The 24,073-nt window shown below is 74.0% G+C and carries 21 protein-coding genes; 15 read left to right on the top strand and 6 right to left on the bottom strand.

Annotated elements, in window-relative coordinates; translation table 11 throughout:
• Positions 1-11 precede the first annotated feature (11 nt).
• From COUCH_RS12555 to COUCH_RS12545, 3 genes are read right to left on the bottom strand one after another with little or no spacing between them, the layout of a single operon-like run.
• Complete coding sequence (locus COUCH_RS12555) at positions 12-926, bottom strand: ketopantoate reductase family protein (protein ID WP_249612258.1); 915 nt, start codon at positions 924-926, stop codon at positions 12-14.
• Positions 927-1,193 (bottom strand): UBP-type zinc finger domain-containing protein, encoded by a 267-nt coding sequence (locus tag COUCH_RS12550; protein WP_249612257.1) that lies wholly within the window; start codon positions 1,191-1,193, stop codon positions 927-929.
• Positions 1,190-2,764, bottom strand: a complete 1,575-nt coding sequence (locus COUCH_RS12545; RefSeq protein WP_249612256.1) for a Na+/H+ antiporter — start codon at positions 2,762-2,764, stop codon at positions 1,190-1,192. The genes COUCH_RS12550 and COUCH_RS12545 overlap by 4 nt, the downstream gene beginning before the upstream one ends.
• A gap of 143 nt (positions 2,765-2,907) precedes the next feature.
• On the opposite strand from COUCH_RS12545, the gene COUCH_RS12540 reads away from it, so the two are divergent.
• From COUCH_RS12540 to COUCH_RS12515, 6 genes are read left to right on the top strand one after another with little or no spacing between them, the layout of a single operon-like run.
• The gene (locus COUCH_RS12540; RefSeq protein WP_249612255.1) at positions 2,908-3,918 is read left to right on the top strand and encodes a 3-oxoacyl-ACP synthase III family protein; all 1,011 of its coding nucleotides are present in this window, start codon (positions 2,908-2,910) and stop codon (positions 3,916-3,918) included.
• The gene (locus COUCH_RS12535) at positions 3,915-4,646 is read left to right on the top strand and encodes a glycosyltransferase family 2 protein (protein ID WP_249612254.1); all 732 of its coding nucleotides are present in this window, start codon (positions 3,915-3,917) and stop codon (positions 4,644-4,646) included. Before COUCH_RS12540 ends, COUCH_RS12535 begins: the two co-directional genes overlap by 4 nt.
• The gene (locus tag COUCH_RS12530) at positions 4,646-6,097 is read left to right on the top strand and encodes an AMP-binding protein (protein ID WP_249612253.1); all 1,452 of its coding nucleotides are present in this window, start codon (positions 4,646-4,648) and stop codon (positions 6,095-6,097) included. The genes COUCH_RS12535 and COUCH_RS12530 overlap by 1 nt, the downstream gene beginning before the upstream one ends.
• Positions 6,094-6,828, top strand: coding sequence for a glycosyltransferase (locus tag COUCH_RS12525; protein ID WP_249612252.1), 735 nt, complete (start codon positions 6,094-6,096; stop codon positions 6,826-6,828). Before COUCH_RS12530 ends, COUCH_RS12525 begins: the two co-directional genes overlap by 4 nt.
• Positions 6,825-7,892 carry a cytochrome P450 gene (locus tag COUCH_RS12520; protein WP_249612251.1) on the top strand — a complete coding sequence of 356 codons (1,068 nt, stop codon included), beginning with the start codon at positions 6,825-6,827 and terminating at the stop codon, positions 7,890-7,892. Before COUCH_RS12525 ends, COUCH_RS12520 begins: the two co-directional genes overlap by 4 nt.
• Positions 7,889-8,734 (top strand): NAD-dependent epimerase/dehydratase family protein, encoded by an 846-nt coding sequence (locus COUCH_RS12515; protein ID WP_249612250.1) that lies wholly within the window; start codon positions 7,889-7,891, stop codon positions 8,732-8,734. Before COUCH_RS12520 ends, COUCH_RS12515 begins: the two co-directional genes overlap by 4 nt.
• Here the strand turns inward: COUCH_RS12515 and COUCH_RS12510 are convergent.
• Both COUCH_RS12510 and COUCH_RS12505 read right to left on the bottom strand, forming a co-directional pair.
• Positions 8,722-9,321: a hypothetical protein gene (locus COUCH_RS12510; protein WP_249612249.1), complete on the bottom strand. Its 600-nt coding sequence runs from the start codon at positions 9,319-9,321 to the stop codon at positions 8,722-8,724. The two genes, COUCH_RS12515 and COUCH_RS12510, sit on opposite strands and share 13 nt — an antisense overlap.
• A 67-nt stretch (positions 9,322-9,388) precedes the next feature.
• Positions 9,389-10,153 (bottom strand): EcsC family protein, encoded by a 765-nt coding sequence (locus COUCH_RS12505; protein WP_430640923.1) that lies wholly within the window; start codon positions 10,151-10,153, stop codon positions 9,389-9,391.
• A 132-nt stretch (positions 10,154-10,285) separates the two neighbouring features.
• Between COUCH_RS12505 and COUCH_RS12500 the strand changes: the two genes are divergently transcribed.
• The 4 genes from COUCH_RS12500 (at position 10,286) to COUCH_RS12485 (ending at position 17,225) form a co-directional block, all read left to right on the top strand.
• Positions 10,286-12,649, top strand: coding sequence for a putative bifunctional diguanylate cyclase/phosphodiesterase (locus tag COUCH_RS12500; RefSeq protein WP_249612248.1), 2,364 nt, complete (start codon positions 10,286-10,288; stop codon positions 12,647-12,649).
• A 123-nt stretch (positions 12,650-12,772) separates the two neighbouring features.
• Positions 12,773-14,389, top strand: coding sequence for a methyl-accepting chemotaxis protein (locus tag COUCH_RS12495; RefSeq protein WP_249612247.1), 1,617 nt, complete (start codon positions 12,773-12,775; stop codon positions 14,387-14,389).
• A gap of 144 nt (positions 14,390-14,533) precedes the next feature.
• Positions 14,534-15,439: a proteasome assembly chaperone family protein gene (locus COUCH_RS12490; RefSeq protein WP_249612246.1), complete on the top strand. Its 906-nt coding sequence runs from the start codon at positions 14,534-14,536 to the stop codon at positions 15,437-15,439.
• Between the two features lie 244 nt (positions 15,440-15,683).
• The gene (locus COUCH_RS12485; protein WP_275980097.1) at positions 15,684-17,225 is read left to right on the top strand and encodes a methyl-accepting chemotaxis protein; all 1,542 of its coding nucleotides are present in this window, start codon (positions 15,684-15,686) and stop codon (positions 17,223-17,225) included.
• Between the two features lie 6 nt (positions 17,226-17,231).
• On the opposite strand, the gene COUCH_RS12480 is transcribed toward COUCH_RS12485, so the two are convergent.
• Positions 17,232-18,008, bottom strand: coding sequence for an alpha/beta hydrolase (locus COUCH_RS12480; protein WP_249612245.1), 777 nt, complete (start codon positions 18,006-18,008; stop codon positions 17,232-17,234).
• A gap of 50 nt (positions 18,009-18,058) precedes the next feature.
• On the opposite strand from COUCH_RS12480, the gene COUCH_RS12475 reads away from it, so the two are divergent.
• The 5 genes from COUCH_RS12475 (at position 18,059) to COUCH_RS12455 (ending at position 24,043) form a co-directional block, all read left to right on the top strand.
• Positions 18,059-18,367, top strand: a complete 309-nt coding sequence (locus COUCH_RS12475) for a putative quinol monooxygenase (RefSeq protein WP_249612244.1) — start codon at positions 18,059-18,061, stop codon at positions 18,365-18,367.
• 78 nt (positions 18,368-18,445) lie between these two features.
• Positions 18,446-19,111, top strand: a complete 666-nt coding sequence (locus tag COUCH_RS12470; protein WP_430640975.1) for a hypothetical protein — start codon at positions 18,446-18,448, stop codon at positions 19,109-19,111.
• Between the two features lie 836 nt (positions 19,112-19,947).
• Positions 19,948-20,925, top strand: a complete 978-nt coding sequence (locus COUCH_RS12465) for a TolB family protein (protein ID WP_249612243.1) — start codon at positions 19,948-19,950, stop codon at positions 20,923-20,925.
• Positions 20,926-21,061: 136 nt separating this feature from the next.
• Positions 21,062-21,769 carry a tRNA (guanosine(46)-N7)-methyltransferase TrmB gene (gene trmB / locus COUCH_RS12460; RefSeq protein ID WP_430640974.1) on the top strand — a complete coding sequence of 236 codons (708 nt, stop codon included), beginning with the start codon at positions 21,062-21,064 and terminating at the stop codon, positions 21,767-21,769.
• Between the two features lie 57 nt (positions 21,770-21,826).
• Complete coding sequence (locus COUCH_RS12455; RefSeq protein ID WP_249612242.1) at positions 21,827-24,043, top strand: ATP-binding protein; 2,217 nt, start codon at positions 21,827-21,829, stop codon at positions 24,041-24,043.
• Positions 24,044-24,073 lie beyond the last annotated feature (30 nt).

The raw sequence follows: 24,073 nt of genomic DNA, 5'->3' as shown, positions 1-24,073 counted from the left end.
CCTCGGTGGCCCTATCGGTTCGCGGCGTAGATCGAGAGGTTGGTCCAGGCTGCTGAGATCAACGGCGCCGGCACTTTGTGGTGCTCGGCGTGGGCGACCAGGTCTCCCACGATCGCGTCGGCCTCCACCGGGCCTCCTGCCGCCATGTCGCGGTACATCGACGAGGTGGCCGGCACGTCCCGGGCCGTGATCGACGCGCGCAGGAAGCCGATCGCCGCCTCGCGGGGAGGGTGGCCTGCCGCCGAGGCGATCGCGATGGCCTCGTCAGCGACCGCCGAGGCGAACGCGATGCCGCCCGGTGCCGCCGTGATGTCGCCGACCGTCGCCCGCATCAGGGTCGTCACCACGCCGAGGCTGGCCAGGAAGACCCATTTCTCCCACATCTCCTGGACGATCTCCGTGGACGGCTGCGACTCGAACTCCGCGCCCGACAGCGCCTCGGCGACCGACGTGAGCCGGTCGTCGCGGGTGCCGTCGAGGGGGCCGTACAGGAGGCGGTGCAGGCCGGTCAGCTGGACCACGTCGCCCTCGTCGGTGAGGGTGCCGGCGATCATGCAGACGCCGCCGTACACGCGGTCGGCGCCGAAGTGGCCGACCAGGGTGTCGATGTGGCGCATGCCGTTGAGCAGCGGCACGATCACCGTGCCGGTGCCCACCGCGGGGCCGGCGTCGGCGAGGGCCTGCTGCAGGTGGTAGCTCTTCACCGCGAGGACGACCACGTCGTACGGTTCGTCGAGCTCGTCCGCGGTGACCGTGCGGGCCGGGATCACGGTCTCGCCGCCGGGGGCGTGGATGCGCAGGCCGCGGGCGGCGAGCTCGGCGGCGCGGCGGGGGCGGACGAGGAAGGTGACATCGCGGCCGGCCTGGGCGAGACGGCCGCCGAAGTAGCCGCCGGTGGCGCCCGCTCCCACGAACAGGGTGCGCATCTAGGCCCCCAGCAGTTCGTCGACGAAGCACCATCGCCAGTTCTCACCCGGCTCGTACGAGCGCATCACCGGGTGCCCGGTCTCGTCGTGGTGCCGCGACATGTGCCGCCGGGGCGAGGAGTCGCAGCAGGCCACGTGGCCGCAGTTCAGGCACAGGCGCAGGTGCACCCAGTCCTCGAAGCCGCCCGCGACGCATTCGGGGCAGCCGCCGTCGTACGGCGCCTGCGGCGTCGGCTCGGTCGCTTCCTTCAGGTGCTGGCAGGTCAATCGTCACTCCGGTGCAGTTGGGACTCTTCCAGGTCGAGCTCGCGCTGGGCGCGGTTGAGCACCTCCTCGGGGATCCGCCCCTCGTTGCGGGCGATCTTGAAGACGTGCCGCTCGGCGGTAATCATCTCCCGGCGCAGCCGGCCGTACGCAGCCGAGGGGGTTTCCTGCTCCTGGTTGCCCAGCCGCTCCCACGCCCCGTTGGAGCGGCTGTCGGTGAGCGCGCGCAGCCGTTCGACCACCGAGGCGGGCGCCCCCTGCGCGCTGGCCTCCAGCCGTTCCCGGGCCGCGCGGCTGGCGGCGTGCTGGACGCTGGCCTCGGCGAGCGCGTCCTCGGCGCTGGTGTCCTCGCTCACCCCGAGCCGGCGGGCCAGCACCGGCAGCGTGGTGCCCTGCACCAGCAGGGTCAGCACGATGATCGCGAAGGCGACGAACACGAACAGCTCGCGCGGGTAGCCGCCGCTCGTCACCTCGCCGGCCGGGGGCAGGGTCAGCGCCGCGGCGAGCGTCACCACGCCGCGCATGCCGGCCCAGGCGATCACCGTGGGCACGGTGGCCGGCGGGCGTTCCTCCCGGGAGCGGATCCGGGGGATGAGCCGGGCCAGGTACGTCGCCGGGTACATCCACACGAACCGGACGGCGACGAGGGTGACGAAGACGGCCAGGGTGACCCGTACGGTGGTGGCCATGCTGGTCTCGATGTTGCCGATCAGCTCACGCAGCTGAAGGCCGACGAGGAGGAACACCACGCCCTCGAGCAGGAACGTGATGAGCCGCCACACCGCGTCCATCTGCAGCCGAGAGGTCGCCGACAGCAGGTACGGGATGCGGTGCCCCAGGTAGAGCCCGGTCACCACGACGGCGACGATGCTCGACGTCTTCGCCTCCTCGGCGACGATGACCACGACGAACGGTGTCAGCAGCGACACGGCGTCGTCGAGCAGCGGGTCGGTGATGCGTTTGTGCAGCCAGGCGGCGCCGACCGCGAAGGCGAGGCCGAACAGCACGCCGCCGCCGGCCTTGAGCGCGACCTCCCCGGCGATCTCCCAGAACCCGACGGCGGAGCCGAGCAGCGCGCCGACCCCGACCCGGACGAGCACCAGCGCGGTCGCGTCGTTGAGCAGGCTCTCGCCCTCGAGGATGGTGACCACCCGCCGGGGCAGCCCGATGCGCCGGGCGATGGCCGTGGCGGACACGGCGTCGGGCGGCGCCACCACCGCGCCCAGCGCCACGCAGGCCGCCAGCGGCACGTCGGGCAGCAGCGCGTGCAGCACGAAGCCGACCGCGAACGCGGTGAGCACCACGAGCACGACCGCGAGCAGCAGGATGGGCCGCAGGGCGCGGCGGAACGCGACCAGGTTGGTCTGCAGCGCCGCCACGTACAGCAGCGGCGGCAGGATGCCGATGAGCACGAGCTCCGGCTCGATGTGCACCTCGGGGATGCCCGGCACGTACGACAGTCCCAGCCCGGCGACGAGCAGCACCAGCGGCGCGATGAAGCCCAGCCGCCGCGCCAGGGCGGCACCGAGCACCGAGATGGCCACGACCACGACCGTGTCGACGATGCTCTCCATGAAAGAAGAGCTTAGAGACATCGGCGCCGGTCTCGCCTGTGGCGCCACCCACGCCCTCGCGGTGTCCTGAGTCCGCGGGGCCGGGTGAGAATGAGCCGTTCTACTCACGCCGGGGACGCCGGCCATGATGCAGGCTGGCGCCCATGACCTTGACCGTTGCCCGCGTGGGCATCACCGCGGTGGCGAGTTCCCTGCCCGGCCGGGAGGTGACCACCGCCGACCTGCAGGCGCGGGTCGCCGCCGCGAGCGGCCTCCCGCTGCCCGCGGGGACCTTCGCGCAGACGACCGGCATCGACCGGCGGCGGGTCGCCGCCGACGACGAGTACGCCTCCGACCTGGCCATCACCGCCGCGCGGCGGGTCCTCGCCGACGCCGACCTGGACGCCCTCGACATCGACCTGCTGCTGTACGCCTCGGCCACCCGCGACATGGTGGAACCGGCCACGGCGCACGTCGTCCAGGCGGCCCTGGGCAGCCGGGCGCACGCCCTCGACGTGACGAACGCCTGCAACAGCTTCCTCAACGGCATCGACCTGGCCCGCTCGATGATCCTGGCGGGCCGGGCACGGCGGGCGCTGGTGGTGACCGGCGAGACGCCCACCCGCTCGATGCGGCCGCGGCTGGACGGCATGGCGCAGGCCCGCACCGCGTTCGCGGGGTACACGTTCGGCGACGCGGGGGCCGCGGTGCTGGTGGAGCCGGTGGAGGCCGGCGGCATCGTGGACGTCGACAGCGAGACGTATTCGGAGCACTGGGCGGTCGGCGGCATCTTCGGCGGCGGCTCGCGGCACCCGCGCGGCGACGAGCACACCTATTTCACCGGCAACGGGCACAAGCTGCGGGGCGTCTTCGAGAAGATCGGGCTCGGGCTGCTCGAGCGGGTCGCGTACCGCACGGGGTTCGGCTGGGACGACTACGCCAAGGTGCTGGTGCACCAGGTGACCGTGCCGTACCTGCAGCGTTTCGTGGAGGTGGCCGGGGTGCCGGCCGGCAAGCTCGAGCTCACCCTGCCCGAGCTGGGCAACGTGGCCAGCGCCACGCTCGGCGTGCAGCTGGACCGGGTCCGGCCGGGCCTCGATCCCGGTGACCGGGTGCTGTTCGTGGGGCTCGGCGGCGGCGTCAGCCTGATGACCATGGTCTGGGAGGTCTCGTGACGGACCTGTGGGTGATCGTGCCGGCGTACGACGAGGCGGCGCGGATCCGGCAGACGCTCGACGCGCTGGCCGCGCAGACCGACACCGGCTTCGAGCTGCTGGTCGTGGACAACGGTTCGACCGACGGCACCGCGGACATCGCGCGGGCGTTCCGGGCGCCGTTCCCGGTCCACGTCCTGGTGGAGATCGAGAAGGGCGTCGGCTGTGCCGTCGACACCGGTTTCCGGTACGCGATCGCGCACGGCGCGCGGCTGCTGGCGCGTACGGACGCCGACTGCCTGCCCCGGCCGGGCTGGGTGGCGGCGGCGCGGGCCGGGCTGACCGCCGGCGGCGGGCTGGTGTGCGGGCGGATCACGGCGCGCCGCGACGAGCACGGGCCGCTGGGGCGGGCGTTCTTCCGCGGGCTCGTGGCCGTCGCCGCCGCGTTCGGCAGGCTGCGCCCGGCCCACCGCGGGAGCGGGTACAAGGCGCCGTACCGGATGCACGCGGGCAACAACATGGCCATCACCGCGGAGCTGTACGAGGCGTGCGGCGGGATGCCCCGGCGGCCGTCGCCGACCGACCGCGCCTTCCTCAACCGCGTACGCCGGACCACCCCGGCCATCCGGCACAGCCGCACGATGGTCGTGGAGAACTCGACCCGGCGGCTGGCCGCGTACGGGATAACCGGCACGGCGAAGTGGTATCTCGGCCGCGGCAGCGGCCCGCTGACGGCGGACCCGCGCTGATGCTGGGTGATCTGCTGGCGAGCCTGCGCGACGACGACCCGCGCCCGGCGGTCCTGGGCTGCGGGCGCACCGGGCGGCCGGTCGTGCGCGCCACCCGTGCCGACCTGTCCCGCCTGACCACCGGTTACGCCGCGGCTCTGCACGCGCGCGGCCTCGTTCCCGGTGACACGCTCGGGGTGGCCGTACGCCCCGGCCCGCGGTCGCTGGCCGTGCTGCTGGCGGCGTACCACCTGGGTCTGCGCGTCGCGGTGCTGGACCCGACCGCCGGCCCGGACGTGCTGCTGGCCCGGCTCGGCGCCGCCCGGCCACGGCTCGTGGTGGCCGACGCGGCGGCGCAGGCCGTCGCGGGGTGGGCGGCGCCGCTGGCCCGCCGCGCCCACCTGGCGTTGCCGGAGCTGGCGGCGCTGGCGCCCACGGTGACCGTCGGCCGACGCCTGCCCGGCACCGCGCCCGCGCTGCCCCTCGCGCCCGGTCCGCGGCCGCGTGGGTACGACGGCGACGGCGACGCGGTGATCGTCTTCACCTCGGGGACGACGAGCCGGCCGCGGGCGGTGGTGCACACCCGGGCGAGCCTGACGGCCGGGATGCGCGCGGTGCACGACCTGGTCCGCCCGGTGCCGGAGCGGGCCGTGCTGGGCGGGACGTTCTTCGTGCTCGTCCCCTCCCTCGCGGCGGGCGCGGCGGTGGCGCTGCCGGCCCGGGCGCCGCGACGGCTCGTGCGGCAGGCGGCCCGGCTCGTCCCGCAGGCGACGTACCTGACGCCGCCGCAGCTGCGGGCCGCACTGGCAGCGGACATGCGCTTCACCGGCCGGGTCTACAGCGGCTCGGCGCCGGTCAGCGCGGAGCTGCTCGCCCGGGTCCGCCGCGCCGGCGCGGACGAGGCGTGGGGCGTGTACGCGCTCACCGAGGTCTTCCCCGCCGCCGCGGTCGAGTCCACCGCCAAGAGCGCCTTCACCGGTACGGGTGACCTGGTCGGCGATCTGCTCCCCGGCGTACGGGCGCGGACCGCGGCGGACGGGCAGTTGCTGCTCGCCGGGCCGAACGCAGCCGACCGCTGTCTCGGCGCCGACCGCACCGAGTGGATCGAGACCGGGGACGTCGGCCGGGTGCAGGGGGCGTCGGTGGTGCTGGGCGGCCGCCGCAAGGACATGATCCTGCGCGGCGCCGAGAACATCTATCCCGGCCTGTACGAGCCGGCGCTGCACGTGCCGGGCGTCGACCTGGCCGTCATCGTGGGCGTGCCGGCCGGTGACGGCGACGAGCGGGTGGTCGCCGTGGTGCAGCCGGCCGCCGGGGTGCCGGCGGAGGCGGTGCGCGCCGCTCTGCGCGTACCCCTGGACCGGATGGGGTCGGCACGGCCCGACGCGGTCGTCGTCGCCGAGGTGCCGCTGGCGGGCCGGTCCCGCAAGCCGGACCGGGCCGCGGCGGCGCGGCTGGCGGCGGCGTCGTGAGGGAGGTCGCCGTCGTCGTGCCCGCCTACAACGAGGCGCGGTTGTTGCCCGGCACGCTGGGCGCGCTGGCCGCCCAGACGGACCGGGACTTCACGCTGGTGGTCGTGGACAACGCCTCCACCGACGCCACCGCCGAGATCGCGGCCGGTTTCCCCGGTGAGGTCGAGGTGGTCGGCGAGCCCGAGCCGGGCGCGGGCACGGCCGCCGACACCGGATTCCGGTACGCGATCAGCCGCGGCGCGACGAAGCTGCTGCGCACCGACGCGGACTGCCTGCCGGCGCCGGACTGGGTCGCCACGGCCCGGTCGCTCCTGGACGCGCACGACCTGGTCTGCGGCCGCAGCGTGCCGCGCGCCGACGAGCGGCCGGGCTGGGCGCACCGCGTGCTCTACCCGCTGGTGGTCCGGCTGGCCGCCCGGGCCGGCCGGTGGCTGCACCGCTCACCGTCGGCACGGGCCCCGTTCGTGCTGGTCCACGGCCACAACCTGGCCATCACCGCGGCCCTGTACGAGCGCTGCGGCGGCACGCCGAGGGAGGCGCTGGGCGACGGCGCCGAGGACGTGACGCTGCTCAACCGGGCCCGGCAGCACAGCGCCCGGATCGTCCGCGCCGAGCACCTGGTGGTCCAGACGAGCCTGCGCCGGCTCCGTGCCTGGGGTGGCCTGCGGACGCTGTTGTGGCACTGGGACCGCCGTTACCGGCCCGCGCCGGAGGAGGTGCACGTCCGATGAGCGCCCGCAGCCGGGACCGCCGGGTCTACCTGGGCAGCCATCCGGTGTTGTTCGCGCTGCTCGCGGCGACGCGGCGGCGGCCCGTCCTGCGGCTGGGCCGCACGCTGCTCGTGCACGACCGGGAGGCGTTCGTCGCGGGCCTGACCCGGATCCCGCTGGACCGGACCGCGGCGGGCACCACCGGCGGCGCGGCCGGCCGGCTGACCGGCGGTGACCTGCTGTTCGACCAGCACGGCGACGAGCACCGGCAGGCCCGCCGGGCGACCTCCGAGGCGCTGGGCGCCGCGGGCGTGCAGCGCCTGCGTCCGCTGTGGACGGAGCTGCTCGACCGGCGGCTCGAGCCGCTCGCCCACGGCGGCCGGGTCGATCTGGTCCCACTCGCGGCGGAGATCGCCGGGACGACCGCCGCCGCCCTCGTCGACGTCGCCGTGGACGGTCCCGCGCTCGCGGACGCCGCACGGGCGGCGGCTGCGGCGGCGGCCCGCGCGCACCTGCCCGGGCTGCGCCGCCACGGCACCGGTGAAACGGCGCGGGTCGCCGCGGAACGGCTGACCGCGCTGGTCGCGCCGGACGGCGGAGCGGGCGCCGGCCTGGCAACCATGCTGGCGGTCGCCGCGATCACCACGACGGTCGCCGCGCTGCCGCGGGCCGCGGCGTGGGCCTGCGACGCCGGCCTCTGGGCGTACGCGGACAGCCCCGCCCTCGCCGACGAGCTGCTGCGGGTGACCGCCCCCACCCCGTTGCTGCCCCGGGTGGCGGCGGAGGCGGGCGAGCTGCCCGGCGGCTGCCCGGTCCGCGCCGGTGACCGGATGCTCCTCGTCGCCCGCCACGCCGCGGACTCGCACCGAGCCGGCCCCGACCCCGCGCACCCCGCGCCGGCCCGCACGGCCCAGCTGGTCTTCGGGGCGGGACAGCACGCCTGCCCCGGCGCCCGCCTCGCCCGGGTGCAGCTGGCCGATCTGCTGCGGGCGCTGGCGCCGTACCGGCCGGTGGTCGTGCGGGCCCGGGTGGACCGGCGCGCGGCGCTGCCGTCCTGGCGGTCCCTGGTGGTGCGGCCGTCGTGAGGCTCGCTGTCACGGGCGCGTCCGGTTTCTGCGGTACGGCCGTCGCCCGGCTCGCGGCGTCCACCGGGCACGAGGTGGTCGGCGTGGGCAGGCGTCCCGGCCCGGTGGGCGAGCACGTGTTCTGGGACGCCACCGCCGGGCCGCCCGACCTCTCCGGCGTGGATGCCGTGGTGCACCTGGCCGCCGCCGTGGGCGATCCGCGGCCGGGGCGGGCGGCGGAGGAGGCGTACCGGGCGGTGAACGTCGGCGGGACGCTGCGGCTGCTCGACGCCGCCCGCGACCGGCCCGTCGTGTGGGTGAGCAGCGCCAGCGTGTACCGGCCCGGGCCGTACGCAGCCCCGGTGCGCGAGGACCACCCGGCCGGCGGGCAGCGCGGCGCGTACGGGCGGACGAAGGCGGAGGGTGAGCGGCTCGCCCTGGCGGCGGGCGCGGTGGCGTTGCGCCCCCGGGCCGTGTACGGCGACGGCGACCGGCACCTGCTGCCCCGCCTGCGCCGGGTGGTGCGGGGCGGGTACGCCTGGCTGCCCGGACCCGACGTGCTGATGAGCCTGACCGCCGTGGAGAACCTGGCGGCGGCGTGCCTGGCGGCGCTGGACTGGCCGGGCGGCGCGTACAACATCGCCGACGAGCAGCCGTACGGCCGCGACGACGTGCTGTCCCGGGTGCTCGGCGTGCCCGTGCGGCACCTGCCCGCGGGTCTGGCGCGCGGGCTCGCGGTGGTCTCGCCCTCGCTCACCCGCTACGCCGTCGACCAGCTCACCGACGGCATGGTCCTGGACCTCACGCGGGCCCGGGAACAGGGGTACGCGCCGCGGCGGAGCGTGACGGACTACCTCGTGTAGATGACGTGCGAGCGGTACAGCGTGCCGGCGTGCGTACCGTCGCCGCTGCGCCGGGCGACGACGGCGTCCAGCGAGAAGACGTAGCCGGTCTTGCGGTCGAGGTTCTTGATCGTGGCCGTCATCGGGCCGCAGGCCTGCTTCGGCTTGACCGGCACCCAGCCCACGTCGCGCTGCTTGCCCGGCTTGAGGTCCTGGCTGATCGCGGTGAGCCGGTACTCGACGAGGTTGTAGCCGCCGACGTCGTACCAGGACGCGGTGGCGCTCGTGGTGCCCGCGACGACGTCGAGCGCCTGGATCCGCGAGAAGTGCACGGTGTCCGGCGCGCACGTGCGGCTGGGCGCTGGCCGCGGCGTGGTCTTCAGCGGCAGGAATCCGGTGGCGGTCGGCAGCGGGTACGGCGGCACGCCGCTGCTCGGCGTGGGCGACGGGGCCGCGCTGCCGCGGGTGACGACGGTCCACGGCGTACCCGCGTTGGCGCTCGCGGCCGTCCCCGCGGCGCCGGGTTTGGAGGAGTCGCCGCCGAGCACGCCGCACCCGGTCAGCACGAGGGGCGCGAAGAGCAGCAGCCACCGGTTGCGCTGGCTCATGCGTCCCTCCTCTGCGTCGCCGGGCACGGGCCTTACCCGGAAAGCATCGTCAGGGCGGGGAGCGACTTTAGGATGCGCCGGCCGCGCCGCCGTACAGCTCGCGGGCGCGGCGGGCCAGGTCCTTGGTCGCCGCCGAGTTCGCCCACGTGCCCAGCACCATCCCGGCGCCCGGCACGACCTTGGCGAACATCCGCTTGGCGGCGCGGACGCCGGCCATCTGGGCCAGCTTGACGCCGAGCTTGAGCATGACGCCGGTGAGCGGCCGGTCGGCGGAGCCGGCGAAGAGCCGGCTGGCGCGCTCCCGGCCGGCGGCCACGCCCAGCGCGACGCGGGCCGCCTCGGCGGCCTTGTGCACCCGCTGCAGGACCAGCAGGTCGGTGGCGCGCTCGGAGCTGGTCGGGTCGGCGCCGTACGCCGCGGCGACGTGCAGCACCATCCGCGCCTGGGTCCAGGCCAGGACGCCGACGTCCACGACCGCGCCGGGCAGGCCGGTGGCGCCGGAGACGGCACCGGAGAGGCGGGCGTGGTTGAGGAACCGGCGGGCGGCCTGCTGGGCGAGGTCGTCGGAGGAGGCGCCGGGGTCCTCCTCGCGGGCCCGCTGGGCCCAGCGCTGCGCCTGCGGGCCGAGGCGGCGGACCGCTTCCAGCGCGAGGTGCTCGGGGGCGTACTGCGGGTCGGCCTTCATGCGGGCCCACAGGGACCCGGGCAGGCCGTCGTCGTCAGGGGCGGCGGGGGCGGGGGGTACGGCGGGTTCGGTCACCGGAACGCTCCGAAGGGGTGGTCGGATGGACGGCTGCCGCCATTGTGCCTTGCAGATGCACGTGCATCCCATGGATCGGCGAGATCCCACGCTCCGCGGTCGTACGGTGACGCGACAGCCGTGCCGGTTCTGCTCATGCCGTACCCCCTCCGAACCGATTAGCCAACCCGGAAGCCAGACAGACCATCGAGGGGACGACACGGCATGACGGTCGACGAACGGCAGGTGGAGCGGCTCCGGGCCACTCCGATGCTGCTGACGGCGGCCGCGGTCCTCGTCGTCTCGATCGTGCTGTTCGCGGTCAACTACACCGAGCAGCGCACCCAGGTCGTCTGGGGCTGGATGCCGGCGATGCTCGGCACGGCGGTCGCGGGCTGGTCGTGCTGGCGTACGGCGTTTGCGCCCGGCCTGGACCCGGTCACCGCACGCATCTGGCGGTCCCTGGCGGTCGTCTGCGTGCTCATCGTGCTCGGCGTCACCGGAGACGCCCGCCTGTACGTGCTCAACCCCGCCGCCGGCGACCAGGACCACGACGCGCCCACCTCCGCGGCGTACGCGCTGGCGATGCTGGTGCTGCTGTGGACCCTGCTCCGGCTGCCGATGGCCCGCGGGCGGGAACGCGAACGGGTCATGCTCCGCTTCGTGCTGGACGCCGCCACGGTCTCCATCACGCTGGGCATCTTCTCCTGGTACCTGATCACCCGGGTGCTCGACGCCTGGGCGGCCGACAGCTCGGCGGCCGTACCCCTGCTCATGCTCACCGCCCTGGGCCTGGTCGGCGCGCTGGCCTTCGTCAAGGTCGCGGTGAGCGGCTTCGGCGGGCTGGACCGGGTCGCGCTGCGCCTGCTCGCCGCCGCGGCCGGCGTCGGCGCGACCGGCGGCGGCCTGTTGCCGCTGTTCCTGCAGATGCACCCGGGCCTCAGCGGCTCGATGATGTTCATCCCCGCCACCCTGCTGTTCGTCGCGCTCGCCGCGGACCGCCAGCGCCGCGCCGCCGGTACGGAGCTCCCGGTACTCCGGCGCCGCTCGTTCAGCGTCGTGCCGTACCTGGCGGTGGCCGCGACCGACGGCCTGCTGCTCGTGGTGGGCGGTACGGCCGGGCACGTGGTGCTGACCGTGGCGCTGGCCGCGGTGCTGCTCACCGCGCTGGTGGTGGCGCGCCAGGTCAACGCGCTGGCGGAGAACGGCCGGCTGCTGCGCCGCGTCGACGCGAACCTGCTGGAGCTCAACCGCTACCAGACCCAGCTCACCCACCGGGCGAACCACGACGACCTGACCGACCTGGCCAACCGGGCCCTGTTCGAGCAGCGGACCCGGGAGGCGCTCGCCGAGGCCGGCGCCGACGCTGACGCCGGGGAGGAGACCGGGACGCTCAGCCTGGCGCTGATCGACCTGGACGACTTCAAGGCGATCAACGACCGGCTCGGCCACGCCGTGGGCGACGCGCTGCTGGTCGTGGTCGCCGACCGGCTGCGCGAGGCGGTCCGCGCCGACGACGTCGTGGCCCGCCTCGGCGGCGACGAGTTCGGCCTGCTCCTGCGCGGGCTGCGCAGCGACGAGGCGACCGAGGTGCTGGACCGCATCGCCGAGTCGCTGACCCGCCCGGTGCACGCGCTCGGTTACGACCTGCTGGTCAAGGCGAGCATCGGCCTGGCCGAGGTGTGGCCCGGCGCCAGCCCCCAGGAGCTGCTGCGCCGCGCCGACCTGGCCATGTACGCCGCCAAGGAGCGCGGCAAGGGCCGGCACGCGGTCTACGACGCCCGACTCGAGCAGGACCAGGCGGCCGACGCCCAGCTCGGCGCGGACCTGCGCCGGGCCCTGGACAACGGCGACTTCACGCTCGTCTACCAGCCGATCGTGGCGCTGCCGGACGGCCGGTGGACGTCGCTGGAGACGCTGATCCGCTGGAAGCACCCGGAGCGGGGCTTCATCGGGCCGGACGTGTTCATCCCGATCGCGGAGCGCACCGGCCTGATCGTGCCGCTCGGCGACTGGATCCTGCGGACCGCGCTGCGCCAGGCCGCCGAGTGGCAGAAGCGGTACGGCGCCGCCGCCCCGGACGAGATCGGCGTCAACGTCTCCGCCCGCCAGCTGCGCGAGCCGGGCTTCGCCGCGGACGTACGGGCCGCGCTGGCCGACACGGGCTTCGACCCGGAGAAGCTGGTCGTCGAGGTCACCGAGACGGCCGTGTTCGACGGCGGCATCGCGCTCGACACCCTGCAGAACCTGGTGACGCTCGGCGTGAAGGTGGCGCTCGACGACTTCGGCACCGGGCACTCGTCGCTCGGCCTGCTGCGGACCTGCCCGGCCGACACCCTCAAGGTCGACAAGTCGTTCGTCGACGGGATCGGCGGACGCTCCGAGGAGGCGGTCATCGCCACCGCGATGATCCAGATCACGAACGGCCTGCACCTGCAGGCGATCGCGGAGGGCGTGGAGACCGCCGAGCAGGCCGAGACCCTGTACCGGCTCGGGTACCGCTTCGCGCAGGGCTACCACTTCTCGCGGCCCCTGTCCCCGGATCAGGTCGACGCGCAGCTCGCCGCGCACAGCGCACTCGCGGTGTGAGGGCGAACTCCCGGAAAGCGCCTCAGCGACCACGAACCACAACCGATAGTGAGAAAGGGGACGACTCGCGTCCCCGTAGCAACCACCGCGAGGTCCGACCACATGCCTTCCGTCGCCCGCCCCATGAGGGCAGCATCGAAGTCCGCGCGCAAGCCGCAGCTCAAGAACCCGCTGCGCGACTGGATCGCCGACCGCTCGCTCAACACGAAGATCATGATCATCGTGGGTGCGATGACGATCGTCGCGGCCCTCGTGGGCGTCGTGGCGCTGGTCCGGCTCGCCGAGGTCAACGACGTCGGCAACAAGATGTACCGGGAGAACTTCACCGCCTCCCTGCAGCTCAACAAGATCATCTCGGACGTCGGCACGATGCACGCCCAGGCGCTCACGTACGGCCAGACGCCGTCGCCGGACATCGTCGCGCAGATCAAGGCGCTCGACGGTCAGATCACGGCGGACAACACGGCGTACCGCGGCAGCACCGTCGACCCGCGGCTGATGGACCAGACGATCTTCCTCTGGGACAAGTACAGGGCCGCCCGTGACGCGTACCTCACGGCGGCCGGCAGCGGCAACGCGGTTGCCATGGCGGCCGCCCGGGACACCCAGCTGCAGCCGGCGATCATCCGTGCCAAGTACAACCTGGACAAGCTCGCGGCGGAGGAGGAGGCGGCCGCCAAGGCGCGCGTCGCCGAGGCCCACTCGGCGTACGAGTCGGCCCGGACCTTCGTCATCGTCGTGCTCGTCGTCGGCCTGATCCTCGCCACGCTGCTGGGCCTGGCGATCGCGCGGAGCATCGTGAGCCGGGTCAAGGCGCTGTCGGGCATCATCGACAGCATCGCCGCCGGAGACCTGACCCGGACGGCCGACATGAAGAGCAAGGACGAGGTCGGCCGGATGGGTGCCCAGCTCGACCGGGCCACGGCGACGCTGCGCAGCACGATCTCGCAGATCACCGGGAGCAGCCGTACGCTCGCCGGCTCCGCGCAGGAGATGACCGACGTCAGCGGCCGCATCGCCGTCAACGCGGAGCAGACCAGCTCCCGCGCCGAGCAGGTGTCCGCCGCCGCCGGCACGGTCAGCAGCAACGTGGACACCGTCGCCGCCGCCAGCGAGCAGATGACCGCGTCCATCCGCGAGATCGCCACGAGCGCGGCCGACGCGGCCGGAGTGGCCCGCGGCGCGGTCGAGGTGGCCCAGTCGGCCAACACCACGGTCGCCAAGCTGGGTGTCTCCTCGGCCGAGGTGGGCAACATCGTCAAGGTCATCACCTCGATCGCCGAGCAGACCAACCTGCTCGCGCTCAACGCCACCATCGAGGCGGCCCGGGCCGGCGAGGCGGGCAAGGGCTTCGCCGTCGTCGCGTCCGAGGTCAAGGACCTGGCCCAGGAGACCGCGAAGGCCACCGAGGAGATCTCCAGCCGGATCCAGGCCATCCAGAACGACACGTCCGCCGCGGTCGACGCGATCGGCGAGATCGCCGCGGTCATCGAACGCATCAACGCGTACTCGGACACGATCGCCTCGGCGGTCGAGGAGCAGACGGCGACCACGAGCGAGATCGGCCGCAGCGTCTCCGAGGCGGCCGGCGGCTCGACCGACATCGCCCGCACCATCGGCGGCGTGGCCGAGGCGGCACAGAGCACCAACGAGGGCGTCACCGAGTCGCGCCGTACCGCCCAGGAGCTGTCCCGGCTGGCCGAGGAACTGCAGTCGCTGGTCTCGCAGTTCCGCGTCTGATCCGCGCGTACGCCCAGCAGGAAACGCCGCGGCCCGCACCGGGCCGCGGCGTTCGCCGTGAGCGGGAATGAACCGTGCCGGGCGTTTGTTCCCTCCTCATCGCCCGCCGGTTGCGCGGGCGTGGACACGAGGAGGTCTTGGAGCGTGCTCGACCCACACGGGCTCTACGAGTTGGCCGACGACCTGCCCGAGCTGGACGGCGTGGTGCTCGTCCAGGCGCTCACGGGGTTCGTCGACGCGGGCAGCGCCGTGCAGCTGTCCCGCGACCACCTGCTGGAGAACTTCGAGGGGCGGGTGCTGGCGACCTTCGACCTCGACCAGCTCCTGGACTACCGGTCCCGCCGGCCCCCGATGATCTTCGTCGAGGACCACTGGGAGAGCTACGAGACCCCCGTCCTCGCGCTGCACCTCGTGAAGGACCTGACCGGCACGCCGTTCCTGCTGCTCGCCGGCCCCGAGCCCGACCTGCAGTGGGAACGCTTCATCGCGGCCGTACGCGGGCTCATCGACCGTTTCGGCGTGTCCGTGACCGTCGGCCTCAACGCGATCCCGATGGCCGTGCCGCACACCCGCCCGCTGAGCGTCACCGCGCACGCCACCGACCGGCGCCTGCTCGGCGAGCACGAGTCCTGGCTGCAGCGGGTGCAGGTCCCGGCCAGCGTCGGCAACCTGCTCGAGTTCCGCCTCGGCGAAGCCGGCCACGACGCGATGGGGTACGCCGCGCACGTCCCCCACTATCTCGCGCAGACCACCTACCCGCCCGCCGCGGAACTGCTCGTCGAGTCGGTCGCCAACGCCACCGGGCTGGTCCTGCCGACCGCGGCACTGCACGAGGCCGCCACCGAGGTGCGCGAGGAGATCGACAAGCAGGTGGCCGACGACGAGCAGGCCGTACGCCTGGTCGCGTCCCTGGAGGCGCAGTACGACGCGTTCGTCCGCGGCCGGGCCGGCAACCTGCTCGCCGAGTCCGGCACCGCCCTGCCGAGCGCCGACGAGCTCGGTGCCGAGCTGGAACGGTTCCTCGCCGAGCAGACCCGGGATTCGGACTGAGACGTCGCGGCCGCGGCCGGCGCCGGACCGCGGCCGCAGCAGCTCCCCGGCCGGCGAGCCGGGCCGGCTCCCGCCACCGGACCCGCGCCAGTTCCCGCCGCGGGGCCTGGCCGGGCCGGCTTCCCGCCGCCAGGTCGCCGCGGCAAGGTCCCCACCGCCCGTTTCGCCCAAATCGCCGCCTCGCCGGTGGTGGCTGTCCGATGATGGGTGAACCCAGGGCATAACGAGGGACGGGAGTGCCACGGTGGTCTCATTTCGTTCGCGCACGGCCGGAGTCCCGGCGCTGCAGGCCGTGCCGCGCGACGTCGAGAGCCTCGAGAAGCTGATCATGGATCTCGACGGCGTGACGGACGAGCAGACCGCCTGGCGGGTCACCGTCGACAGCACGGTGGCCTCGCACAACCTCAGCTACGGGGCGGTGTGGCTGCCCACCGGGGACGGCCAGGTCGAGGTGGGCTACGAGACCGGGTCGCTGGTGGACGAGCTGCAGGCGGTGATCGCCGGCAAGCCCGTACCCATGGACACCGGCCTCGTCGGCCGCGCCGTACGCACCAAGCTGCCGGTCTACGTCGACGCGATGGAGCAGTGCCTGGACTGCCAGCGGTGCCAGGCCGCGGCGCGCGCCGGGATGGAAGCCGCCGTGGTCACGCCGGTGCTGCAGGACGGCCAGGTCATCGCCGTCCTCGAGTACTACTCCCCCGAGCCGCTGTACCTGGAGGGCCCGCGCAGCGAGAAGTGGGCCACGATCGCCCGCATCGCCGAGCGCGCCCGCTTCTCCGCGCTGGCCGCCGCCGAGTTGCGCCAGGTCGCCGGCGACCGGCTCGCCGTGACCAACGTCGTGACCGCGCTCGGCGAGGCCCGGGACATCCCCTCCACGCTGCGGATCGCGCTCGAGTCGGTGCGCAGGGCGTTCGGCTGGGCGTACGGCTCCTACTGGGAGATCGACGAGAACGACAACCTGCTGAAGTTCAAGGTCGAGTCGGGCTCGGCCGGCGACGAGTTCCGCAAGGTGACCCTGGCGGCCACCTTCGCCGAGGGCGTCGGCCTCTCGGGACGCGCGTGGCGGGCTCGCGACCTGGTGTTCGTCCGCGACATCGGCGAGCTGACCGACTGCGTACGCGCCCCCGCCGCCCAGCGGGCCGGCGTCCGCTCGGGCATCTGCATGCCGATCACGAGCCACGGCCGGATCATCGGCACGATGGACTTCTTCACCACCGAGTTCATCGAGCTGTCCGACTCCCGCGCGTCGGCGCTGCGCAACGTGCAGGAGCTGGTGTCGCAGCGGCTCGACATCGTCCGCGGCAACGAGTACGCGGCGGAGAACTCGCGGTCGCTGCTCGACACGGTCTCCCGCCTGCGCGCGGCCAGCGACGACGCGACCCGGGTCGCCCAGGACGCCGTCGCCCGCGCCTCCGAGATGACCCAGGAGGTCGAGGCGCTGGGCCAGGCGTCGGCCGCCATCGGCGACGTCATCAAGATCATTTCGTCGATCGCCGACCAGACCAACCTGCTCGCCCTCAACGCGACCATCGAGGCCGCCCGCGCCGGCGAGGTCGGCCGCGGTTTCGCCGTCGTCGCCGGGGAGGTCAAGGACCTGGCCCGGGAGACCGCCGAGGCCACCCAGCGGGTGTCGGAACAGATCAACGGCATCCAGAACAGCACGCGTACGGTCTCCGCCGGCATCCTGACCACCAGCGAGACCATCGGGCAGATCAGCGCGGTGCAGGAGCGGATGAACGAGGTGCTCGAGGAGCAGGCGCGGATGGCCTCCACGCTGCAGACCTAGGACGGCTCAGGACCTCAGCGGCAGCCAGTCGAGGACGGTCCGGATCTGGGCGTCCCAGTAGCCCCACTCGTGATCACCCGGCCCGAAGGCCGCGTCGACGGCAACCTCGTGGCGCCGGCAGGCGGCGAGGAAGCGCTCATTCTGGGCGGCCAGGTAGTCCTCCGTGCCGCAGCGCAGCAGGAGCGCGGGCAGATCGCCGCCGGCCCGCTGCCGCAGCAGGTGCAGCAGGTCGTCGTCGGTGCCGGCGACCGGACGGCCGCCGAAGACCCGGGCCATCAGCTCACTGATGTGCGGACGCTTGTCCCACTCCGCCATGTACGCCAGGTCCAGCACGCCCGAGAGGCTCGCGGCGGCGGCGAAGCGCTCCGGCTGCCGGAGCGCCCACTTGAAGGCGCCGTACCCGCCCATGGAGAGACCGGCGACGAAGGTGTCCTCGCGCCGGGTGGAGACCCGGAAGAAGGACGACACCACGGACGGCAGCTCCTCGGAGAGGAACGTCCAGAACTTCAGGCCGTACCGCTCGTCGGCGTAGAAGCTGCGGTGCACCTGCGGCATGACGACGGCCAGGCCCTTCGCGGCGGCGTACCGCTCGATCGACGTGTACCGCGTCCAGGCGGTGTCGTCGTCGGTGAGCCCGTGCAACAGATAGAGCACGGGCGGCGCGGCGTCGGACGCGCGGCCGGCGAGGCCGATCTGGGTGCTCGCGGTCTGCGGCAGCAGCACCGTCATCGAGGTGCCGAGCGCCAGCGCCTCGGACGAGAAGTCACAGCGGATCAGGGCCATCCCCCGAGTATCAGCCATCGATGATCACCGAGCGTTGTTACCGTGCCCGCATGCCGTCGTACACCGTGATCGCCCACTACCGCACGACCGAAGCCGACGCCCGTACGGTGCGCGAGGTCCTGAGCCGGCACGCCGCGGCGAGCGCGGCCGAGCCCGGGTGCGTGACGTTCACCGCGCACCAGCACGCGGACGACCCGACCCGATTCGTGCTCTACGAGGTCTACGCGGACGAGGCGGCCTTCGCCGACCACCGGGCCACCCCGCACTTCCGCGACAACATCGAGGGGATCGTCGTCCCGCTCCTGCTCGAACGGACCTGGACGGCACTGTCCAAGATCGAGCCGACGGCACCCCGCTGACCGCCCGCAGCACGGTTGGGAATGTCGTACCCGTCGATTAGAATGTATGTACGAAAACAGCCGCTGAGCTGCGGGGAGATCACCGTGACCGTGCCCGTTCTGCCCTCTTCGACCCCTGCGATTCCGCCGTACGCGACGATGCTCGGCTTCACCCGCTACGTGGCCCGCACCGGCCCCTCCAAGGCCACGTTCGTCGGCGGCCTGCGCCGCCAGCGCGAGCGCCGCACCGGCTTCAACCCGCACGGCCAGCTCGTCAAGGCGCTGAAGGCGGACGTCGCGTTCCGCACCGGCGGCACCTACCTGACGGCCGTCACCGAGCTGGTCAAGCCCCGCTGGAAGCCGCTCTACGAGGCGGTCAGCGCGGGAGCCCTCACCTACCTGCACTCGCTGGGCGACCCCGAGCACGTCAGCCTCGCCCAGCCCCGCGAGGCCCTCGCCTCCGTCGGCCCCCTCGCCGTGAAGATCAACCCCCACTTCGGCCTCCGGTACGCCGACGGCCGCCGCGAAGCGGTCCGCCTGCACTTCGACGAGGAACCGCCGACCCCCGAAGCGGTCACCGCGACGCTGCACCTGATGGCCCGGCACATGGACCAGATCCTCCCCAACGCCGAACCGGTCCTCGTCGACCTCCGGCGCGGCACCACCCACCGCCTGGACCCGGCGGCGAAGACGAGCGACGTGGAGCACTGGCTGGCCGGCGAGGCGGCAGCCTTCACGGCGATGTGGGCAGCCACGGCAGCCTGACGGTCGCGCGGCCCGTCCGCCTCGCTCCCGGCGGCAGGTCCGGGGGCGGGGCGGGCGCGCGCAACACCAACCCTTGCGGCCCGGCAGGCGCCTCGAGCCGCTTCCGCGCGGTCCACCGCCCCGCCTGGCCCGTCGGCCCCCCACCGGCCACCGCCGCGCCGAGCCCGTCGGCCCCACCGCTCGCCGCGCCACCTGCCCGCCACGGCCCGCACCGGTCCGACCCGGCCTGACTCGGCCTGACCCGGCCCAGCCTGACCCGGCCCAGCCTGACCCGGCCCGGGCCTGACCCGGCCTGACCCGACCCAGCCCCGACCCAACCCCGGCCCCGGCCCCGGCCCCGGCCCGAATCCGACCCGAACCCGGGCCGAGCCCCTCCCGGCCCGAGCCGAGCCGAGCCCGATATGGGTCAGCCTGGCTGCAGCCCGACCGGCCGGTTGCAGGCCGGGCCGGCGGCCGGATCGGTCTCCCGGTGCCCACCATGCGCGCTGCCGGCCGCGGCACTCACGTACCGCATATCCCGCAGCACCCGGCCCGCACCGCCGGGTCGACGAGCCAGGCGCGCCGGCCGTCCGGTCCGCACTCCCCGCGCTCCGCGGCCCGGTATCAACGCCGCATCCTCACCGATACCGCCATCGGCCCTGCACCGTGCGGGCCCCTTCCGGTTGCGGGGCGGTTGCGGGTGGGTTGTGCGTACCGGGTTCGTCCACCGGCGGATGGTGGATCGTCCGAACGGTCCGGAATTGTTTCGGTTTCGGAGTGGGAACTTCTTAGGTGCAGCGCGGTTGCGACGATGTCTCCGGTGTCAGCAGGAAGCAAGGCGTCGGGGGGCGTTGGGCATGTCGGTGTTCGGGCGGGTAACCGGAAATCTGATGGTGGCGGCGGCGGGGATCGCCGGGGTCTCGATCGCGGCGCCCGCGCCCGCCGCCGCTGCCGTGCCGAGCATGCCGAGCCTCGTCGCGTACGTGCGCAGCGGGGATGTGTACGTCAGCAAGGGCGCCGCCGAGACGCGGGTGACCACCGGGGGTGGATGGTCGCGGCCGCGGTGGTCGGCGGACGGGCGGTCGATCGCCCTGCTGCGGAACGGTCAGTTGTGGACCATGAAGGCCGACGGGAGCGCGAAGCGGCGGCTCACCACGCGGGCCGCGGCCGGGCCGTCGTGGTCGGCGGACGGCTCGTGGATCGCGTTCGCCTCGCTGTCGTGCTCCGGCGGCCCGGGGGTGTACCGGATCTCGGCGACGGTGGCCGGCGCGCAGCCGCAGGTGCTGTTCCCGAGCTACTGCCGCGATGAGGAGCTGCCCGCCGAGCCGGCCGCGACGGCCGCCGCGACGGGGTCGCTGAGCGAGCGGCTCCGGTACGACGACGCCGTGGCATGGTCGCCCGACGGGAGCAAGGTCGCGTTCCGCGGCGGGGACTGCGAGTCGATCTACGACGCCTGCCTGAGCGTGGGCACCGTGGCGACCGGCGGCGAGAAGACCGTCGCGGCGTACGGGGGCGGCAGCCGGCAGAACTCCGGGTTCGCGGTCGTCCCCTGCTGGCGCGCGGACGGGGCGAAGCTGGCGTGGACGGCGTACCAGAAGGGCGAGACCGCGGCGGACGACCAGCCCGTGCACGTCGAGGAGTACGACACCGCGACGGGCGCGAAGCGTACGGTCGGCGCGGCCCAGGACCGGGAGCTCGCGTACGTGGACAGCACCCGCGCCGTGGTGAGCGGAACCTACAAGAGCGGCTCGTGGGTGATGGTGGTCAACCTGTCCACCGGCGCGCGCACGCCGTTCCACCAGGGCTCGCAGCCCAGCGTCCAGCCCAAGCGATAAGCACGCGGTGCAGGCGGCCGGTCCGGGGTTCCCGGGCCGGCGCGCCTATTCTGGGCGCCTGATGAACGACACGACGCGGCCCCCGAGCGACACGACCAACGGCATGACGCGGCCCCCGAGCGACACGACCAACGGCATGACCCGGCTCCCGAGCGACCCGATGAGCGAGACGGCCGAGCGGCCGATCCGGACGTTTCACCCGCGCCGGGGCCGGATGAGCAACCGGCACGCGGACGCCTTCGCGGAGCAGTGGCACCGGCTGGGCCTGACCGTCGTCGACGGGGACCGCAGCCCGCTCGACCTCGCGGAGCTCTTCGGCCGCGACGCTCCGCGCGTACTCGAAATCGGTTTCGGGATGGGTGAGTCGACCGCGGAGATGGCCGCCGCCGATCCCGGACGCGATTATCTCGGGGTCGAGGTGCACACGCCGGGGATCGGGAACCTGCTGGCGCTGGTCGCCGAGCGGGACCTGACGAACGTCCGCGTCGCGCACGGCGACGCGATGGAGCTGGTCCGGCGGTTGCCGGCGGGCAGCCTGGACGCCGTGCACAGCTTCTTTCCCGATCCGTGGCCCAAGGCGCGCCACCACAAGCGCCGGCTGATCTCGCCGGGGAACGTCGCGCTGCTGCGCGAGCGGCTCCGGCCCGGCGGCACGCTGCATTGCGCGACCGACTGGCCGCAGTACGCCGAGGCGATGCGGGAGACGCTCGACGGCGATCCCGGCCTGGTCAACGCGTACGGCGGGTACGCGCCCCGGCCCGGGCACCGGCCGCGGACGAAGTTCGAGGATCGGGGCGTACGGGCCGGGCGGGAGATCGTCGATCTCGTGTACCGCCGGCGCTGAGCGAGTTCGCCGGTTTTATCGCTTTCGCCCCCGTACGCTGAAGGCGGAGGTCCGCGCATGCCACGAAGTGATCTTGGCCTTGAGCGCCAGGACGGGCCGGACCGCCTCGGGCGTCCGGGCGGCACGGAGAGCGAGCCGCCGTCCGGGCCGACCGCGGACCGGGACGAGCCGAGCCGCACGTCCGCACCCGGCGACGCACCGGCCCGGAACACCACAGCGATTAGCGCCTCCGGCCCGGGCCACGGCGTCCTGGCGCTCGGCGCCGCCGACCACCTCGCCGCCCTGATCGCCCGCTCGGTCCGCGCGCACAGCGGTCTGGTGCACTTCGTCGACGGCGACCGGCTCCGGCTGTACGGCGGCTTCCGGCTGGAGCTGCAGCGCGAGGACTTCCGCGACATCCCCGTCGTCGACACGCTCGGCGGCATCGTCGTGACCACCGGGCAGCCCCTGGTCATCGAGGACGTCGCCACCGACGAGCGGGTGCCGCCCACCTCGCCCGTCCGGGTGCACCGCCTCATCGGGGGCTACCTGGGGCATCCGATCCGGGACGAGCACGGCGTTGTGCTCGGGGTGTGCTGCGCGTTCGACGTGGAGCCGCGGGAGTGGACCGCCGACGAGTACGCCGCCGTCGCGGAGGCCGCGCAGGTCGGGACGCTGCTGATCACCGAGCAGCTCGCCCGGCACGAGGTGGACAAGCAGCGGCGGTTCCTCGACGCCGTGCTCGACAACCTGCACGACGGGGTCACCGCGTGCGACGCCGACGGGCGGGTCGTGCTGGTCAACGCCCGGATGCAGCAACTGAGGGACGGCGCGGGGCTCTCCTCCGAGCCCGGCCCGGACGGCACCATCGCCGGGCTCAGCGACGCGGAGGGCAAGCCGATCACGCCGGAGAGCATCTCGTTGCTCCGCGCGTTGCGGGGCGAGCATCTGCGCGATCACGAGCTGGTGCTGTCGGGGCAGGGCCGGCGGACCCGGTACTACGTCGTCGACGCGACACCGATCAGCGGGCCGGACGGGCGTACGCTCGGCGCGGTCCAGGCCGTGCAGGACGTCACCCGGCGCAAGCGGGCCGAACGGTTCCGCACCTGCGAGCTGAGCGTGATCACGGCGCTGTCCGGGGCCGCCGACGTGGCGGCCGCCGGCCCGCGGGTGCTCGAGGCCGTGGTCAGCACGCTGGGCTGGACCCACGCCGAGCTGTGGCTGGTCGACGAGGCGGCCCAGGTCGTGCGGTCGGTCGCGCACTGGAACGCGCCCGGCTGGGACGGGCGCATCGAGGTGCCGGCGGAGCTGCCGTACGGCACGGGCCTGGCCGGCCGGGTCTGGCAGGCCGGCAAGCCACTGTGGATCCGCGACGTCGGCCTGCCGCAGAGCCTGATCTCCGCCGCGACGGCCGAGGGTTCCCGGCTGCACGCGGCCCTGGCGCTCCCCGTGCGGCACGGGCTGGAACCGCTGGGCGTGCTCACGGTCTTCGCCGACACCGTGGAGAACCCGGACGACGAACTGGTCACGCTCATGTCCGGCATCGCGGCGCACATCGGCCAGTTCGTGGAGAGCCGGGTGGTCGAGGACCTGCAGCGCCAGCTCACCCGCAGCAAGAACGACTATCTGGCGCTCATCGGGCACGAGCTGCGGACGCCGCTGACCTCGATCGGCGCGTACACGGAACTGCTGCGGGAGGCGGATGCGGAGACGCTGACCCGCGACGGGCCGGCGATGCTGGAGGTGATCGACCGCAACACCACCGCGCTGCGGCACATCATCAACGAGCTGCTCGAGCTCTCCGCGCTGGACACCGGGCACGCGGCGGTCCAGCTGACGCCGCTGGACCTCGCCGAGGTCGTCCGCGAGGCGCTGGCGAGCGCGCGCAAGGCGGTCGAGGGCGAGCCGCTGCTCATCGCGGAGGAGCTGCCCGACCGGCTCGTCGTCCCGGGCGACCGGCGGCGGCTGCGGCAGGTCGTGGACAACCTGCTCGGCAACGCGATCAAGTACAGCCCGGACGGCGGCCGGATCACGGTCCGGCTGCGCGCCGCCGGCGGCGCCGCCGAGCTGGCCGTCTCCGACACCGGCATCGGCGTGTCCGCCGACGAGCGGGAGAAGATGTTCGCCGGCCTCTACCGCACCAGCCGGGCCCGGGACCGGGCCATTCCGGGTACGGGGCTGGGCCTCACGCTGAGCCGGGCCGTGGTGCACCGCCACCACGGCAGCATCGCGCTGTCCGAGCACGACGGTCCGGGCACGACGGTCCTGGTGCGGCTGCCGCTCGAGGCCCGTTGACAACCTGTTGACACTTTCCCCCCTGGTCAG

The sequence above is a fragment of the Couchioplanes caeruleus genome, from assembly GCF_023499255.1.
Lineage (GTDB): Bacteria > Actinomycetota > Actinomycetes > Mycobacteriales > Micromonosporaceae > Actinoplanes > Actinoplanes caeruleus_A.
Note: the sequence above shows the minus strand (reverse complement) of the source record. Positions and strands in the feature narration are given on the sequence as shown.

Excerpts from the sequence above, each read along its gene's own strand:
- COUCH_RS12555 (WP_249612258.1), bottom strand. The coding sequence starts at position 926 with ATGCGCACCCTGTTCGTGGGAGCGGGCGCCACCGGCGGCTACTTCGGC.
- COUCH_RS12545 (WP_249612256.1), bottom strand. The coding sequence starts at position 2,764 with ATGGAGAGCATCGTCGACACGGTCGTGGTCGTGGCCATCTCGGTGCTC.
- COUCH_RS12540 (WP_249612255.1), top strand. The coding sequence starts at position 2,908 with ATGACCTTGACCGTTGCCCGCGTGGGCATCACCGCGGTGGCGAGTTCC.
- COUCH_RS12530 (WP_249612253.1), top strand. The coding sequence starts at position 4,646 with ATGCTGGGTGATCTGCTGGCGAGCCTGCGCGACGACGACCCGCGCCCG.
- COUCH_RS12520 (WP_249612251.1), top strand. The coding sequence starts at position 6,825 with ATGAGCGCCCGCAGCCGGGACCGCCGGGTCTACCTGGGCAGCCATCCG.
- COUCH_RS12510 (WP_249612249.1), bottom strand. The coding sequence starts at position 9,321 with ATGAGCCAGCGCAACCGGTGGCTGCTGCTCTTCGCGCCCCTCGTGCTG.
- COUCH_RS12505 (WP_430640923.1), bottom strand. The coding sequence starts at position 10,153 with ATGGGATGCACGTGCATCTGCAAGGCACAATGGCGGCAGCCGTCCATC.
- COUCH_RS12500 (WP_249612248.1), top strand. The coding sequence starts at position 10,286 with ATGACGGTCGACGAACGGCAGGTGGAGCGGCTCCGGGCCACTCCGATG.
- COUCH_RS12495 (WP_249612247.1), top strand. The coding sequence starts at position 12,773 with ATGAGGGCAGCATCGAAGTCCGCGCGCAAGCCGCAGCTCAAGAACCCG.
- COUCH_RS12480 (WP_249612245.1), bottom strand. The coding sequence starts at position 18,008 with ATGGCCCTGATCCGCTGTGACTTCTCGTCCGAGGCGCTGGCGCTCGGC.
- COUCH_RS12475 (WP_249612244.1), top strand. The coding sequence starts at position 18,059 with ATGCCGTCGTACACCGTGATCGCCCACTACCGCACGACCGAAGCCGAC.
- COUCH_RS12465 (WP_249612243.1), top strand. The coding sequence starts at position 19,948 with ATGTCGGTGTTCGGGCGGGTAACCGGAAATCTGATGGTGGCGGCGGCG.
- trmB (WP_430640974.1), top strand. The coding sequence starts at position 21,062 with ATGACCCGGCTCCCGAGCGACCCGATGAGCGAGACGGCCGAGCGGCCG.
- COUCH_RS12455 (WP_249612242.1), top strand. The coding sequence starts at position 21,827 with ATGCCACGAAGTGATCTTGGCCTTGAGCGCCAGGACGGGCCGGACCGC.